This is a genomic window from Rhodanobacter sp. ANJX3, assembly GCF_014200755.1.
Classification (GTDB): Bacteria; Pseudomonadota; Gammaproteobacteria; order Xanthomonadales; family Rhodanobacteraceae; genus Rhodanobacter.
On the sequence record NZ_JACHCM010000004.1, the window covers coordinates 18,361 to 35,553 of the forward strand.

A 17,193-nucleotide genomic window follows, 5' to 3' on the forward strand; every position below is an offset into this window, starting at 1 on the left:
AAAGCTGCCTGGCGGTGTCGCTGGCTCACGCAGCGCGATGGCGCGGAGGGTGTGGCTGGATAAAAAAGCACCCGGCCCGGCGCGTGGCCGGACCGGACGCGGTACGGCTTACTTCTTTTTTGCAGCAGCTTTCTTGGCAGCGGACTTTTTCGGAGCTGCCTTGACGGCCACTTTCTTGCTGGCAGTGGACCTTTTCACCGTCTTGGCGACGGCTTTCTTACTGGCACCTTTTTTGGTGCTTGCACCTTTCTTGGTGCTGGCGGCTTTCTTGACGGCCACCTTTTTGGACGCGGCTTTTTTATTTACACCTTTCTTGGTGGGAGCCGACTTTTTGCTGCTGACCTTCTTTACGACCTTGGCGGCGAACTTCTTGACCGCCTTGGCTGCTTTCTTTTCCGCGGCCGTGACTTTCTTGACGACCTTGGCGAGGGTTTTCTTGACCGACGACTTTTTCGCGGCGGATTTTTTCGCCGGGGCCTTTTTGGCCGCGGCTTTCTTGGCGACCTTTTTCACTGCGACTTTCTTGGCCACTTTCTTTACGGCCTTCTTCACCGCTTTCTTGGTGGCGACTTTTTTGGCCGCAGCCTTCTTGGCGACTTTCTTTACCGCTTTTTTGGCAGCGGCTTTCTTCGGCGCAACCTTTTTGGCAGCCGCCTTTTGCGGGGCGGCTTTCTTGGCCGCAGGCTTTGCAGGCGCGGCTTCTTTCACGGCGGCCTTGGCCGCTTTCTTGGCCGGCGCCTTTTTGGCTTTCGGCTTTTCGACAGCGACCGCCGGAGCCGGTGTGGGCTCGGGTGCGGGCGCCGGTGCTGGCATCTCGACGACAACCGGTGCTTCCGTGACGGGCGGTGTGACTGTGTTGGTTTCTACTTCGGTGTCGATGGACATGGTGGGTTCCCCTCCGATAAACGACGTTGATTTATCGCACGCAGGACGCGTGCGATGTGTCAGAACTTGCCGTAATAACCTTCCTTCAAGGCATCGAAGAGGTTGGCGGCGGAATGCATTTCGCCGTCGTACTCCACTTGCTCGTTGCCTTTCAGTTCGACAACGCTACCGTCTTCCAACTCGAAGCGGTAGAGGGTGTTTTCCAGATCGGCTTCCTTGACCAGCACGCCCTGGAAAGCGGCGGGATTGAAGCGGAAGGTGGTGCATCCTTTCAGGCCTTGTTTATAGGCGTAGAAATAGATGTCCTTGAAATCTTCGTAGGGATAATCGGTGGGCACGTTGGCGGTTTTGGAGATCGACGAGTCGATCCACTTTTGCGACGCGGCCTGGATGTCGACGTGCTCTTTCGGGCTGATGTCGTCGGCGGCAACGAAGTACTCGGGCAGCTTGTTGGCCGGCTCGTCGGTGAACGGCAGCGCGTCGGCGTTGATGAGCGCGCGATAGGCGAGCAGCTCGTAGCTGTACACCTCGACCTTCTCTTTCGACTTTTTGCCTTCGCGGATCACGTTGCGCGAGTAGTGGTGCGCAAAGCTCGGCTCGATGCCGTTGCTGGCGTTGTTGGCCAGCGACAGCGAGATGGTGCCGGTGGGCGCGATGGAGCTGTGGTGGGTGAAGCGCGCGCCGGTGTCGGCCAGCTCGGCGACCAGGTGCGGCGCCACTTCTGCAATGCGCTGCATGTAGCGGCTGTACCTGGCGTGCAGCACGCGGCCGGGGATGCTGTCGCCGACCTTGTAGCCGTCGGCGGCCATCTCGGGGCGCTTGCGCAGCATCTCGCCGGTGACGGTGAAGTCCCTGGCGAGGATCGGCGCGGGGCCTTTTTCCTTGGCGAGTTCCAGCGCGACTTCCCAGCCGGCCACGGCCATTTCGCGTGAAACGTCTTCGGTGAAGGCAACCGCTTCGGCGGTGCCGTAGCGATGCTTGAGCATGGTCAGCGTGGAGCCCAGGCCGAGGAAACCCATGCCGTGGCGGCGCTTGGATTCGATTTCGTTGCGCTGCTGCGGCAGCGGCAGGCCGTTGATCTCGACCACGTTGTCGAGCATGCGGGTGAACACCTTCACCACCTCGCGATACTCGTCCCAGTCGAAGCGCGCCTTGGGGCCGAACGGATCGCGCACGAAGGTGGTGAGGTTGATCGAGCCGAGCAGGCACGAGCCGTACGGCGGTAACGGTTGCTCACCACACTGCCCGGTGACCAGACCATTGAAGATGACTGCGTTATGGTCGGGCTGAGTGGTGTCATAGACGGCTTCTTCACCGACGAACTCGATGCTGGCAATGCGCGAAGTAAACCGCTGCGTCTTGAGCAGTGCCTTGCCTTCGCGCCAATCGAGGTAGCGCTGATTCTTGGTAGGTAACAAAAAGCCTACTTCATCCATGAAGTGCTCGCGCGATTCGCCGTCGATGATCAGCTCGTGGTCGGCGGCGCATTCGTAATTGCGCAGACCACCATGACCATCGGGCAGCTTGCGCATTCCCGCGGCACGACGCTTCTTGATGCGACAGAACACGCCGAGGTTGGCCAGCAGCATCTGCACGTCCTTGAGCAGATCGGGCTGGCTGGACGCCAAGCGCACCGAGCAGCTCAAGCTGGCGCCGGACACATTGACCGTGCCATCGCACTGGAACAGGGCGCGCAGATAGGTTTTGACGCACTGCTCGCTGCCACGCCAAATCACTTCCGGCACACGCAGCTTGGTGGCTGCGCTGAAACCGTAATGCTCAAGCTGCCGTGCCAGCAGCACGGAACGGATAAAGACCTGGTTGCGCTCGGGAACCGCCACTGGCGACACCTTGTACTGGCGCAGATCGCCCTGTGCGGTGTGCGCAATCAAGCCGTTGATGACAGTCGCGACTCGGTCGGCCAGCGCACGCTCCTCACCCCACAGGCTGATGATGGCGGCCTGCTGATCTTTGCCGCGATTGGTGAAGTGGCCGTCTCCGGCAATCAGGCCCAATAACAAACCGAGATCTTCACTACCCTGATTGCCGAACTGACCCTTGCCGGATTGCACCAGCAAACGATCGCCAACGGCGAGTTCGCGCAGCTTGATCTTGCCGCGCTCGGTGTAGAAATCGTGCCACTCGGTGGCCTTGATTTCGTAGCCGTCTTCCGTCACCACGCGATATACCGGCGCGCGCGGTGCCGTCATGAAGGCGGGTTTGGCCGGTCGCGTCTCAACGCCGCGGCCTTCGAGTTCCAGCGAACGGCGATCGACCGACACTTCAAGCGGCGCGCGATTGGCATAAAGCTCGCCGATCGGCACCATGCCGAACTGGGTGGCTAGTCGCGTGTCGGCCGTGACGCAAGGATTGGTCGCGCGGATGTGCTCGCACCACCAGTTGTTGTTCATCTCGTTGACCTTGTCGATCAGGATGAAACCCGGCTCGGCGAAGTCGTAGGTGGACACCATGATCATGTCCCACAGGTGCCGCGCGCGCATGGTGCTGTAAATCTTGCAGGCGACCAGGCCGTCTTCGCGATCGATGTAGTTTTCGTGCGTGGGCCACTCGCGCCAGACGACCTTGCTCGGGTCGTCGAGATCGATCTCGTTCTTTTCCTTGACGTGGACCGGATAGACCAGCGGCCAGTCCTGGTCTTTTTCTACCGCGTCCATGAAGCCGTCGGTGATCAGCAGCGACAGGTTGAACTGGCGCAGGCGGCCGTCCTCGCGCTTGGCGCGGATGAACTCTTTCGCGTCCGGATGGCTGATGTCGAACGTGCCCATCTGCGCGCCGCGACGGCCGCCGGCGGAGGACACGGTGAAACACATCTTGTCGTAGATATCCATGAACGACAGCGGGCCGCTGGTGTATGCACCGGCGCCCGACACATACGCACCGCGCGGACGCAGCGTGGAGAATTCATAGCCGATGCCGCAGCCGGCCTTCAGCGTGAGGCCGGCTTCGTGGACCTTCTCCAGGATGTCGTCCATCGAATCGCGGATGGTGCCCGAGACGGTGCAGTTGATCGTGCTGGTGGCCGGCTTGTGCGCGAGCGCGCCGGCGTTGGAGGTGATGCGGCCGGCGGGAATCGCTCCGCGGCGCAGGGCCCACAAAAATTTTTCGTACCAGAGGCCGCGCAGCTCGTCGCTGACCTCGACGTCGGACAGCGCGCGGGCGACGCGCTGGTAGGTCTCGTCGATGGTGCCATCGACCGGCTCGCCGGACTTGGCCTTGAGGCGATACTTTTTGTCCCAGATGTCCAGCGAGGCTGGCTGCAGCGGAATCTCCACGGCATCGCGGCCGCTGGATGGGTTTGTGGCTGGGGCACGCACTGTGCTCATCGGCTTGCTTACTCCGGTCATGGCCTTGGCGGCGCGGTGACTTTTATTCGAATGATTTGTCGTGCTGCGGCGGCGAATATCCGGGCGCCAGCCACAGCGTATGGCTGCGGTTCTACGACGGCGGCAGCGTCGGAAGGATTGCACTGCAACCCGCCCGACGCTAGCGTTCCACGACAACGACTCCCCCAAACCGTTTGACGTTCGACACCACAACTTGTTTTAACCTTGGAGGCGGAACACAAGATGTTGTGGTCGCCATCGTCGAGTGAAGTTACCCCCGACGCCGGTCGATGTAAAGTCTTTGTGCACGTAATTTCACAACTCCGTCGCCGCAAGGAACCGCCGCCGCCAGCGCAGGTCGAAGCTGGGCTGCGCTCCGCGCGGTGTTTCACGTTTTCGCTGATTTTTATCGCTGCCCTGCCACGCTACTTTGAGGAGGAACCATGTCGCTGCGCCCGTCCCGCTTTCTGTTTCTGCTGACCGCGACATTTGCCGCCGCTGCCCTGGGCGGCGTACCCGCCGCCGCGCGCGCCGCGATGCCGCCGGCAGTCGACGGCCAGGCGATGCCTTCGCTGGCGCCGATGCTGCAGCGGGTGACACCGGCGGTGGTGAACATCTCCACCAAAAAGCGCGTGCGCGTGCAGAGCCCGTATTTCGACGACCCGGTGGTGCGCCAGCTGTTCGGTCTGCCCGGCGGCTCTGACGAGCGCGTGGAGCAGAGCCTGGGCTCGGGCGTGATCGTGGATGCGGCCAAGGGTTACGTGCTGACCAACAACCATGTCGTCGGCGGCGCCGACGACATCAGCGTGACGCTGCAGGACGGACGCACGTTCAAGGGCAGGCGCGTCGGCACCGATCCGGATACCGACGTGGCGGTGGTGCAGATTCCGGCCGACCATCTGCAGGCGCTGCCGCTGGCCGATTCCAACCAGCTGCGCGTGGGCGACTATGTGGTGGCGGTGGGCAACCCGTTCGGCCTGGGGCAGACGGTGACCTCGGGCATCGTCTCGGCACTGGGCCGCTCGGGCCTGGGCAGCAGCAGTTCGGGCGGCTCGGGCTTTCAGAATTTCATCCAGACCGACGCCTCGATCAACCCGGGCAACTCCGGCGGCGCACTGGTAAACCTGCGCGGCGAGCTGGTCGGCATCAACACGATGATTTTTTCGCCGTCGGGCGGCAACGTCGGCATCGGCTTTGCGGTGCCCACGGCGATCACCAGCGAGGTGATGGCGCAGTTGCTGGCGCACGGCAAGGTGGAGCGCGGCAACCTCGGCCTGCAGACGCAGGCGATCACGCCGCGCATCGCCAAGCTGCTTTCGCTCAAGGACACCAACGGCGTGGTGGTGACCGGCGTCAGCGCCGGCTCGGCCGCCGAGCAGGCCGGTCTGCAGCCGGGCGACGTGCTGACCACGCTCGACGGCAAGCCGCTGCGCAGCGTGGAAGAGCTGCGCAATACCGAAGGCCTGCTGCCGCTGGGCAGCAGCGTGCGGCTCGGCGTAGTGCGCGACGGCCAGAGCAGCGTCGTCACCGCCACGCTGCGCGCCGAAAAACTCAGCAGCGTCGAAGGCGGCCAGCTCGATGCGCGGCTGGCCGGCGTCAGCTTCAGCGACCTCACCGACAGTCAGCGCGAGCAAGGCATGTTCGGCGCCGCAGTGGCCGCGGTGCAGCCAGGCAGCCGCGCCGCGCGCGCCGGATTGACCACCGACGATATCGTGGTCGGTATCGGCAATCAGCGCATTCCCAGCGTGAGCGTGCTGCGCGGGCTGGCGAAGGTGCGGCTGCGCCAGCTGGTGCTGATCGTAGCGCACGCCGACGGCAGCAATCGCTATGTGGTCATCGATTAAGACGATCGGCCCGATGCGGTACCGCCGACACACGGCCGTACCGCATCGACGATCGCGCGCGTCGCGCCGGGCTCTTCACCTATCGAACGGGTGCTGGATGCCTTATCTGAACATAAACTCATGAAAGCGCTTGATGTTTAGCGTTCAGGCCGATGAAATACCCTGTCAGCTGTACACCTATACGCGCCGGCAAGGCGCCATACTCTCGCCACTTATCTATCGGGGTTGTCCACCACATGTCATTTCGTCTTGCCCGCCTGCTGTCGGTCACCCTGATCGGGGCCTGCCTAGCCACCTCCGCCTTTGCCGCCAAGACCACGCATACGAAGTCGCATGCCAAAGCCGCCGCCGCGAAAGGCCCGAGCCTGATCTGGCGCGGCGACGTCGCCACGGCGCAGGGCGTGGTCGATGAAGTGGCGCAGGCATGGGAGAAAGCCGGCCACGGCACGATCGAGCTGCAGCCGTTCAATACGGCCTCGGGCATCGATGCGGTGGCGACCGGCACGGCGGATCTCGCCGGCAGCGCGCGCCCCAGCGACGGCAGCTCGCAGAACACCGACCTGGTCTTTACCCCGGTCGCCTGGGACGCGCTGGTGATGGTGACCAACCCGGCCAACCCGGTGCACAGCCTCACGCTGAAGCAGCTGCACGATATCTACTTCGGCAAGATCACCAACTGGAGCGACGTGGGCGGCAGCAACGCGCCGATCGATCTGTACGCGGTGGCCAGCCCCGGCGACGGCGTGGAATACAGCCTGCGCACGCTGCTGTTCGGTCGCGGCAACCAGCCGGTGGCCGCGCCGCGCCTGTACGTCAACACGCACAAGCTGGAAGAAGGCGTGGGCCTGAACCCGAACGGCCTCGGCGTAGCGACGATGGCCGATGCGGCATCGAACCCCAAGCTGAAGATGATTCCGATCAACGGCATCGCGCCGACGGCATCCACCGTGGGCAACGGCAGCTACGTGCTGTTCACTCCGCTGTACCTGGTGACCAACCCACGCAATCCGAAAGCCGCCGACGTCACCGCGTTCATCGACTTTCTTTCGACCGATGCGGCCAAGGCCGCGATGCGTCGCCACGGCGTGGTGCCCTTCAGCGATGGGTCCGCACTCGCCGCGGTGGACGTGAGCCGCCGCAGCGCGATTCTCGCCGAGACCGGCGGTCACGCCAGCCACATTGCGCCGGTTACCGTGCCGAGCTCGACGCCGGCCGCCAGCGAAGCCTCGCGCGTAGCCGTGGCCTCGGCCGTTGCGGGAACGCTCGTTGCCGGCAAGGGCAAGGAAGTTGCCGCCGCCAGCGACAAGAGCCAGATCACCGGCGTCAAGGGCAGCGTCGCCGCGGTGGCCGTCACCAGTTTTGCGCACGTCAAGGGTTCGGTGCTGGCATCGAAGAAATCGAAGGCCGAAAAGCACGCCACCAAGACCGCCGACGAAGCCGCACCGGCCAAGAGCAGTGCGAAGAAAGAAAGCGTGGCGCAGGCCAAGAGCACGAAGAGCGCGGGCGAAACCGGCAAGACCTATACCGTGGCCAAGGGCGACACGCTGTTCTCGATCGCCAGGAAGCATTCGGTCGAAGTGGCGCAGCTGCGCGACTGGAATCATCTGAAAGACAACAACGTCAAGCTCGGCCAGACGCTGCGCGTCGGCAGCCGCTGATCGTCTCGCGCCTGATGGCATCGCCCTGAATCCAGCAACGTGCGGATACTCGCCCTCACGCTGGATCTCGACGACACGCTGTGGCCGGTGCTGCCCGCACTGGAGCGCGCCGACCACGCCGTCGACGCGTGGCTGCAGCAGCATCACCCCGACGTCGCTCGCGCATGGCCGGTACCGGCGATGCGCGAGCTGCGGGCCAAGGTCGCGGTCGATCGACCCGACCTGGCGCACGATTTCAGCACACAGCGTCAGCTCACGCTGGAACACGCGTTCGCCAGCTGCGGTATCGCCAGCGCACCGGTCGACACGCTGTGGGAAATCTATTTCGCCGCGCGCAACAGCGTGGAACTTTATCCGGACAGCCTGGCGGCGCTCGCGCGACTCAACGCGCGCTGGCCGATCGCCAGCCTGACCAACGGCAATGCCGACCTGGAACGCGTCGGCATCCATAAGCATTTCGACCACCACGTCAGCGCGCGCAACACCGGTGCCGCCAAACCCGATGCGCGCATTTTTCTCGCCGCCGCCGAGCTGTTGGGCGTGGCGCCGGAAAACATTCTGCACATCGGCGACGACGCGCAGCTCGACGTGGTCGGCGCACGCGAGGCCGGCATGCGCATCGCCTGGATCAATCGCCATCGCCTGCCGTGGCCAGCGAATCTGGGCGACGCACCCGACCTGGATTTGCCTGACATGACGGCGCTGGCGCACTGGCTGGAAACACGCCATCCCACCGCATAGTCAGCGCGGCGCAAAGCGGGCATGATGGGCGGTGGACTGAGGTGGAAACGGCGCGGTCCGCTCCCACGAGAGACAGAGGAAATCGCATGCCAGCCCTGATCGAACGCAACGCCAGCGCACGCCACAGCATCGCCCTTGAAACCGTCGACGCGACACATCTGGCCGCCGTGCGCAAACGCCTGACCACGCCGCAGCGCCGCGCGCTGGACGACAGCGGATTCATCGCCGCCCCCGGCACGTTCGCCTTGATCAACGACGCCAGCGGCAAGCTGGTGCGCGTACTGGCCGGCGTGTCGGCCGGCGATTCCTTCGACGCGCTGAGCGGACTGCCGGTCACCCTGCCTGAAGCAACCTATCACCTGGCCGACGAAAGCGTGCTGGCCGATCCGCGGCAGGCGGCGCTGGGCTGGGCCTTCGGCGCTTATCAGTTCACCCGCTATCGCCAGGCCAAACGCGCGCCGGCGACGCTCGCGGTGGCGGCGGACGATCTGAAAAAACTGCAGCCGCTGATCGATGCCACCGCGCTGGTGCGCGACCTGGTCAACACGCCGACCGAGGACATGGGCCCGCCGCATCTCGCCGCGGCGATCAAGCAGCTCGGCAAGACGCACAAGGCCAGCGTGCGCGAGTGGGTCGGCGACGAGCTGCTGAAGGCCAACTTCCCCACCCTGCACGCGGCCGGTCGCGCCAGCTATCGCGAGCCAAGGCTGATCGAACTGTCGTGGGGCAAGGCATCGCATCCGAAAATCGTGGTGGTCGGCAAGGGCGTGTGTTTCGACACTGGCGGGCTGAACATCAAGACCGGCGACGGCATGCGCTGGATGAAAAAAGACATGGGCGGCGCCGCGCACGCGATCGCGCTGGCCGGCCTGATCATGCAGGCGAAACTGCCGGTGCGTCTGACCCTGCTGGTGTCGGCGGTGGAGAATGCGGTATCCGGCAACGCGATTCGCCCGGGCGACGTGATTACCACGCGCTCCGGCATCACCGTGGAGATCGACAATACCGATGCCGAAGGCCGGCTCGTGCTGTGCGACGCACTCACCTACGGTGCGGAACAGAAGCCCGACCTGATGCTGAATTTCGCCACGCTCACGGGTGCCGCGCGCGTCGCGCTGGGCCCCGATCTGCCGGCGCTGTTTGCCAACGACGACGCACTGTCGGCCGACATGGTGAAAGCCAGCCGCGCAGTGAACGATCCGGTGTGGCCGATGCCGCTGTGGGCGCCGTACCGCAAGCTGCTCGATTCGCACGTGGCCGATCTGGTCAACTCCGCGCCGTCGCGACATGCCGGCGCGATTACCGCCGCGCTGTATCTGGAGCGCTTCGTACCCAGCGCCATTCCCTGGATGCATCTGGATACCTACGCGTGGAACGACGCGGACCGCCCGGGTCGTCCGCGCGGCGGCGAGGCGATGGGGCTGCGCGCCGTGTTCGAGGTATTGCAACAACGCTATCCCCGCTAAACGAACCTTGATGCAATAACAGAACGGCGCCTTTCGGCGCCGTTTTTTGTGGCGGCTGACGCCTGCAATATCATGCGTTTTTAGACCGCCGCCCCGGCGCCGATCGCGCCGACCCACATTGTCGCTTCGCGGCAATTTTCCGCACCTATCGGGTCAAGCCTATTAGTCATACAGCGTTTCTTTTTTGGTCCACGGATGCTGCGACGCAAAATTAATTTGGCGGATGGTCTTTTCTTACGATCATCTTTCTGTAACAGTCGGGGCGTAGGCAAGGTCTTGCGACGCTGAGCTGGCGAGGCTCCCTATCGGGCAGCGACGGCCGACGCCGTTTTCGCAGGGGGCGCAGGGAGCCCACACGAATGGCTGGGCAACAACGGCAGTAGCAGGCACGGGGGTGTCTGCGCTGGGTAAACGGATGCTTTTTCGCATCAAGCGCTGAGGATCGGGAGGTAGCGACGCAGCGCTCTACTTCAAAGGGGAAAACACATGAAGAACGACTTGAATCATCTGTCCATGGCAGTGCGTCTGGCTTTGACCGTGGGTGTTTTCTCGGTGGCCGGTGCGGTCAATGCGCAGGATGCCGCCGCCAGCACCGCTACGTCGACCAGCAGCAGCCAGACGCCGCCCGAGGCGGCATCCAAGGACAAGGCGAAAAACCTGCAGGCGGTGTCGGTGACCGGCTCGCTGATTCGCCGCGTCGATAGCGAAACCGCCAGCCCGGTGGTGACGATCGATCGGACCAATATCGCGGCCTCCGGCAAGCTCACCCTGGGCGACGTGCTGCAGCAGCTGCCGAGCATTTCGGGCAACGCCACCAACACCCAGAACAACAGCAACGGCGGCGGCGGCGCCAGCCCCACGCTGGAAGGCGGCGACGGCGCGGCGCGCGTGTCGCTGCGCGGCCTCGGGGTGAACCGCACGCTGGTATTGATCGACGGCCAGCGCATGGCCAACCAGGATCTCAACATGATCCCGCAGAGCATGATCGAGCGCGTCGATGTGCTGGCCGAGGGCGCGTCGACCGTCTACGGCTCCGATGCGATCGGCGGCGTGGTCAACTTTATTCTGCGCAAGGACTACAAGGGCGCCGAGGTCAGCGTCAACGATGGCATTTCCAGCCACGGCGACGGCCAGCGGCACGGTTTCAACCTCACCGGCGGCCTGACCGGCGACAACTACTCGCTCTCCGGCGGCATCGACTACAACAAGTACGACGCCGTGCTCACCACCCGACGCGGGTTCTCGGCGCAGCAGCTGTATCTGTCCAGCGGCGCCGTGTCGGCCGCCGGCTCCAGCAGCGTGCCGACCGGCAAGATCCAACTGCCGGCGTCGGTCATTGCGGCCAACGGCTACGGCTGTGCGATCAATTCCTCCGGCACCGCCCTGGTCACGCGCGATCAGGGCAACGGCTCGAGCGCAGGCGACTACCGTTGTTACCGCGGCGCCCCCGATTCGTACAATTACAACGCCTTCAATGAAATTTCCACGGCACAGGAGCGCACCGACGCCTTCGTGCTGGGCAGCTACAAGTTCACCGACAACCTCACCGGTTTCGTCAACGCGTTCTACAACCACACCCACTCCAGCGGCCAGGATGCACCGGCGCCGACCGGCGTGGGCGACGGCTGGTATGTGCTGGCGAGCAATCCGATCAATCCGTTCGGCGTGACCTTCAGCTCCGGCACCATCGGCGACCCGGCCACCAGCGGCTACGGTTTCAACACGCGACTCACCGGCCTGGGCGCACGCGTGCACACCTTCACCACCGATAACGAACAGATCAACACCGGCCTGCGCGGTGCCTTCGGCGGCAGCAGCTGGACCTGGGACGCCACGCTCGACTACGGCCACGTCAACCGTCAGCAGGTCGACGTCAACGAGGTCAATGTGGCGGACTTCCAGACGGCCATCAACAACGGCGTGAACATTTTTCAGCAGGACGATCCCACGGTGACGGCAGCGTTGAAGTCCGGCGTGGATTCGCCGACCTACACCTACGTCAGTACGCTGAAGCAGGCGCAGTTCGACACCAGCGGCGACCTGTGGGATCTGCCCGCCGGCACCATGCAGCTATCGGCCGGCGCGCTGTATCGCCAGCAATCGCTGAACTACACGGTGACCAGCGACGCCGTGCTCGACCCGGCCACCGGCACCTGCCAGGTGCTGGCCGAGGCCTGCGGTTCGCCAGGCCGCGGCAGCTTCAACGTGAAGGAGCTGTACGCCGAATCGCTGATTCCGCTGCTCTCGCAGCAGCCGTGGGCGTACTCGTTGAACCTCGATCTGGGCATCCGCTCGTCCGACTACAGCACCACCGGCACCACCACCAACAAGAAGATCGCGATCGAGTACAAGCCGATCCCCGACCTGCTGTTGCGCGGCACGATTTCGCAGGTGTTCCGTGCGCCCAACCTGGACGAACTGTACGACGGCCAGACCATCGGCGGTCCGGTGTTGAACGATCCCTGCGTGCATCTCAATGCGACCGAGCTGGCGTCGCATCCATCGGCCTGTCAGAACGTGCCGGTGCAGTGGGCCGGCAACTCGAATGCGCAGGTGACGTCGTACTCCTCCGGCGCGGCGGCGATCGGCTCCTCGCTGAAACCCGAGCAGGGCAAGTCGATCGACTTCGGCCTGGTCTACGATCCCAGCTGGGCACCGGGCCTGTCGACCAGCGTCGACTTCTGGCATATCTACCTGAGCAACCTGCTCACCGCGATTACTGCGCAGACGGTGGTGAACTCGTGCTTCGACAACGCGAGCAGCCCGTACTGCTCGTACATCCATCGCTACGACAACACCAGCCAGCAGCCGGGCCAGGTGCTCTACATCAGCACGCCGGTGGTCAACCTGGGCAACCTCAGCACCAGCGGCATCGACTTCACGCTGAACTACAAAGTCCCGCACTTCGATCTGGGCAGCTACAACCCCGGCAACTTCAAGCTCGGCCTCAACACCACCTACGTGTCCACTTACAACAACAACGCCACGCCGGGGCAGCCGGGCGCGCAGACGGTCAACTACGCCGGAACCTACACGCTGCAGTTCGGCAATATTTCGCACTGGCGCGGCACGCTGACGGCCAACTGGGCGAAGGGCGACTGGAGCGCGCAGTGGCAGGCGCGCTATATCGGCAAGGCGACCAACCGGAACGCGGACGCGGTGACCGGCGCCGATGCGCCACTCGCCTCGATCATCTACCAGTCGCTGCAGCTCGGTTACGAGATACCGTCGATCCACACCAAGTTCGACGTGGGCGTGGACAACCTGTTCGACAAGATTCCCCCGCTGGTCTATCAGAACGGCGCCAACTACAACGTCGACACCGCGACCTACGACACGCTCGGCCGCTATTACTGGGCGCGCGCTACGGTCAAGTTCTGATGCGGATGCCGTTTATCGGACCGCAGGCTCGGGCCTGACTTTCCATCCTGACTTGCAGAGGGCCGCGAAGACCATCGCGGCCCTCTGCATAATGGGCCCACGAGAGCCATCGATCGAGCACGCATGTCCAACCCAAGCGATGAACTGGCCGCACGCATGGCCGCGGCCTACAACGCCGGCGAGATGGCGCAGGTCGTCGCGCTCGGCGAACAGGCCGCGGCGGGCGATTCGACCGGCGAATTCATCGCACTGCTGCTGGGTTCCGCACAGCAGGCGACGGGCCGTATGGATGAGGCCATCGAGACGTTTAGCCGGCTATCGCAGCAGCACCCTGCCGTGTCGGCGTACTGGAACAATCTGGCGGTGGTCCGCCGGCAGCGCGGCGATCTGGACGCGGCCGAACAGGCTTTTCTGACGGCACAATCGCTGGCGCCGGACGATGCCGACGTGCGCTACAACCTCGGCCTGCTCTACACCCAGCAGCGACGCTGGCCGTTCGCACGCCAGAGCCTGATGGATGCGGTGGCGCTGGCGCCGGCGTTTATCGAAGCCCGACTGCAGGCCGCGCACGCGTGCTACGTGTGCGGCGACAACACGGGCCAGGAAGCGATGCTGGCCGGAGCGGCGCACTGGCCGGCGCAGCCGGCCGAACAGGCTCTGATGCTGGCGGCGATGCTGTCGGTGCAGGGCGATCTGCCGGCCGCGTTCGACGCACTGGCACGCGCGCAGCTGCCGGACGGACTCGACGGTCATGCGATGCGGCTGCGTATTGTCGCGCGACGGATCGCGCTGCTCGAACGCAGCAATCAGATGCCCGTCGCGCTGCGCGAACTGCAGCAGTTGCCGCTGGCCACACTCGATGCCTTGCCGCCCGACGATGCGCGCACGCGCGCGGAAGGCTGGGCGGCGCACGCTGCATTGGCCTTGCGCGCGGACGACTACGCCGAGGCCGCCGATTTTTATCGGCGCATCGCTGCGCTTCGCGTCGACGACGAAAGCGTGGCCGCGGCGAACTTCGGCCTGGCCGCGGCGTACGACAAGCTCGGCATGTCGCGCGAATCATGGGCGGCGGCGTCTGCGGCACACGCCGCGCAGCTGAGCATCGCGCGCGACGTCGTACCGGAACTGCTGGCGCCGGACAGCCAGCCGCTGGCGATGAGCGGCCACGTTGTCAGCCGCGCCACGTACGAGGCATGGACGCCGCTGGCCGCGCCGCCCGCCGAACGCAGCCCGATTTTCGTGGTCGGCTTTCCGCGTTCGGGCACTACGCTGCTGGAGCAGATGATCGACGCGCATGCGGACTTTCGTTCGATGGACGAGCGCGCGTTTATTCACGAGCTGACCGAAGGTATGGCGCTGGTCGGCCAGCGCTATCCGGAGGATCTGGCCCGTCTTGACCAGACGGACGCGGACCATCTGCGCGCGGCGTATTTCCGCATGGTCGCCGACGTGTTGCCCGATCTCGGCACGCGTCGGCTGGTCGACAAGAATCCGCTGAACATGCTGTGCCTGCCGATGATCATGCGGCTGTTTCCCGAGGCGCGCATCATTCTCTGCCTGCGCCACCCGTGCGATGTGCTGCTGAGCTGCAGCATGCAGCCGTTCCGCTCACCGGCTTTTATGCTGCTGTGCTCGTCGCTGCAGCGACTGGCACACGGCTACGTGCAGGCGTTCGAGCAGTGGCACCGGCACGTCGAGACGTTCTCGCCGCGCGTGCTGGAATGGCGCTACGAATCCGTGGTCAGCCAGTTCGACGATCACGTCGCGCGGCTGGGTCGGTTTCTCGACGTCGTCGACGCGTCGTCGATGGCGCGCTTCGCCGAGCACGCGCGCGCCAAGCGCTACATCAGCACGCCGAGCTACGCGCAGGTAACCCAGGGCATCCACCGCAAGGCAGTCGACCGCTGGCACGCCTACCGGGAGGCTTTCGCGCCCGTGCTGCCCATGCTGCGACCGATGATGGAAAAACTCGGCTACGACGATTAGCGCGTCGCCTCCGCTTTCGGAGATATCGGCACAGACATGTGGCATGACTTCCGGCGTTTTCCCAAAGCGTTTCGATCTTGCATGCTGCCGTTTCGACCTGACGGAGAAAACCACCATGGCGCATCGCCTGACACCGCTGGCCTTCGGTCTACTGCTGGGGCTGGCAGGCTGCAGCAGCCTGCCGCCTGCCAAACCGACGCCAGCGCCGGCATTGACGCCGCAAACCCTGAGCTCCGGCGGCATCATGCCGGTCGAGCAGTCGCGCGTGAACTTCGATCACGCGCAGCTGCACTTTACGGTGAACCCGGCGCAGCAGAGCATCGATGCGAATGCCGTACTGACGTTCACCGCGAAGTCGAACATCGACACGCTGCTGCTGGATCTGGACCGCAATCTGCCGATCAGCCGCATCACGCTGGACGGCCGCGCGGTCGCTGCAGCCGACTGGAGCAATCCGGACGGGCGGTTGCGCATCCACCTGCCGGCCACCGTTGCTGCCGGCGGCCGCGTGCACGTGGCGATTGCCTATGGCGGTAAACCGCACGTGGCGAAGAAGGCGCCGTGGGACGGCGGCTTCGTGTGGAGTCACACGCCCGACGGCAAGCCGTGGGTGGCCAGCGCGGTGGAAGGCGAAGGCTGCGACCTGTTCTGGCCGTGCATCGATCAGACCGAAGGCGAACCCGATCTGGTGGATACCTACATCACCGTGTCGAAGGATCTGGCTGCGCCCGGCAACGGCAGGCTGATCGGCATCACCGACGAGGGCGACAAGCACACCTATCACTGGCGCGCCAAGCATCCCAACACCTATGCCATCTCGATAAACGTCGGCCCGTTCAAGCTGCTGCAGGCCAATTACGCCAGCCGCTACGGCAACACCATTGCGATGCAGTTCTGGTATCTGCCCGGCCAGGAAAAGCAGGCACAGACGCTGTTCGAGGAATTTCCGCACATGCTGGATTTCTTCGAGCAGCAGATCGGACCCTACCCCTTCGGCGATGAAAAAATGGGCGTGGTGGAAACGCCGCATCTGGGCATGGAGCATCAGACCATCAACGCCTACGGCAACGGCTTTGCGAAGGACGGCTACGGCTTCGACTGGCTGCTGCAGCACGAGTTTTCGCACGAGTGGTTCGGCAACCAGGTAACCAACGCCGACTGGGACGACATGTGGCTGCACGAGGGTTTCGGCACTTACATGCAGCCGCTGTACGGCCACTACCTCTACGGCGACATGCCGTACTTCGCCATGCTGCAGACCGAGCGCCAGGCGCTGAAGAACACGTACCCGATCGTGGCCGGCCACAGCCAGACCGAGGACCAGGTCTATGACGACGCGCACGGGCCCGGCAACGACATCTACTTCAAGGGTTCGCTGATGCTGCACTCGCTGCGCCAGCTGATCGGCGACCGCGATTTTTTCGCCAGCATCCGCCTGCTGGTGTACGGGCGTACCGATCCGAAACCCGGCAACTTCAGCCCGCGCTATGCCAGCACCAAGGACTATATCGACATCGTCAACAAGGTCACCGGCCGCGACCTAAGCTGGTTCTTCAAGGTCTATCTCTACGACGCGGCGCTGCCGCGGCTGGAGGTCGATCGCCATGGCAATATGCTCGATCTGCGCTGGGTCACCGAGCACAACGAGGATTTTCCCATGCCGGTCGAAGTCCAGGTCGGCGAAACATTCCAGACCGTGCCGATGGACGCGCACGGCGCCGGACATCTGGCCGTGCCGGCCGACAGCCTGCTGATCGTCGACCCGCATTCCAAACTGCTGCGCGAGATGCCGCATATCGAGGCGTATCAGGAGTGGATGAAGCAGCAGAAGGCGAAGCACAAGCCATCGACGTAAACGCTGGCCGCACCGCCAACAAAAAGCCCGGCA

The 17,193-nt window shown here is 64.2% G+C and carries 9 protein-coding genes; 7 read left to right on the forward strand and 2 right to left on the reverse strand.

Going from position 1 to position 17,193, the window contains the following annotated elements; genetic code table 11:
- Window positions 1–108: 108 nt before the first annotated feature.
- On the reverse strand, window positions 109–885 hold the full coding sequence (locus HDE76_RS11900; protein ID WP_184507858.1) for a hypothetical protein: 777 nt from the start codon (window positions 883–885) through the stop codon (window positions 109–111).
- A gap of 59 nt (window positions 886–944) precedes the next feature.
- On the reverse strand, window positions 945–4,229 hold the full coding sequence (locus HDE76_RS11905) for an LAGLIDADG family homing endonuclease (protein WP_184507861.1): 3,285 nt from the start codon (window positions 4,227–4,229) through the stop codon (window positions 945–947).
- A 443-nt stretch (window positions 4,230–4,672) separates the two neighbouring features.
- On the opposite strand from HDE76_RS11905, the gene HDE76_RS11910 reads away from it, so the two are divergent.
- The 7 genes from HDE76_RS11910 (at window position 4,673) to HDE76_RS11940 (ending at window position 17,160) form a co-directional block, all read left to right on the forward strand.
- Entirely contained in the window at window positions 4,673–6,073 is a 1,401-nt protein-coding gene (locus tag HDE76_RS11910) for a Do family serine endopeptidase (RefSeq protein WP_184507864.1), read from the forward strand.
- Between the two features lie 236 nt (window positions 6,074–6,309).
- Window positions 6,310–7,731 carry a substrate-binding domain-containing protein gene (locus tag HDE76_RS11915; protein ID WP_184507867.1) on the forward strand — a complete coding sequence of 474 codons (1,422 nt, stop codon included), beginning with the start codon at window positions 6,310–6,312 and terminating at the stop codon, window positions 7,729–7,731.
- A gap of 39 nt (window positions 7,732–7,770) precedes the next feature.
- Window positions 7,771–8,472: an HAD family hydrolase gene (locus HDE76_RS11920; RefSeq protein WP_184507870.1), complete on the forward strand. Its 702-nt coding sequence runs from the start codon at window positions 7,771–7,773 to the stop codon at window positions 8,470–8,472.
- Window positions 8,473–8,558: 86 nt separating this feature from the next.
- The gene (locus tag HDE76_RS11925; protein WP_184507872.1) at window positions 8,559–9,938 is read left to right on the forward strand and encodes a leucyl aminopeptidase family protein; all 1,380 of its coding nucleotides are present in this window, start codon (window positions 8,559–8,561) and stop codon (window positions 9,936–9,938) included.
- A gap of 486 nt (window positions 9,939–10,424) precedes the next feature.
- The gene (locus HDE76_RS11930; protein ID WP_184507875.1) at window positions 10,425–13,319 is read left to right on the forward strand and encodes a TonB-dependent receptor; all 2,895 of its coding nucleotides are present in this window, start codon (window positions 10,425–10,427) and stop codon (window positions 13,317–13,319) included.
- 123 nt (window positions 13,320–13,442) lie between these two features.
- Window positions 13,443–15,305 carry a sulfotransferase family protein gene (locus HDE76_RS11935; RefSeq protein ID WP_184507878.1) on the forward strand — a complete coding sequence of 621 codons (1,863 nt, stop codon included), beginning with the start codon at window positions 13,443–13,445 and terminating at the stop codon, window positions 15,303–15,305.
- Between the two features lie 115 nt (window positions 15,306–15,420).
- Window positions 15,421–17,160 carry a M1 family metallopeptidase gene (locus HDE76_RS11940; protein WP_184507881.1) on the forward strand — a complete coding sequence of 580 codons (1,740 nt, stop codon included), beginning with the start codon at window positions 15,421–15,423 and terminating at the stop codon, window positions 17,158–17,160.
- Window positions 17,161–17,193 lie beyond the last annotated feature (33 nt).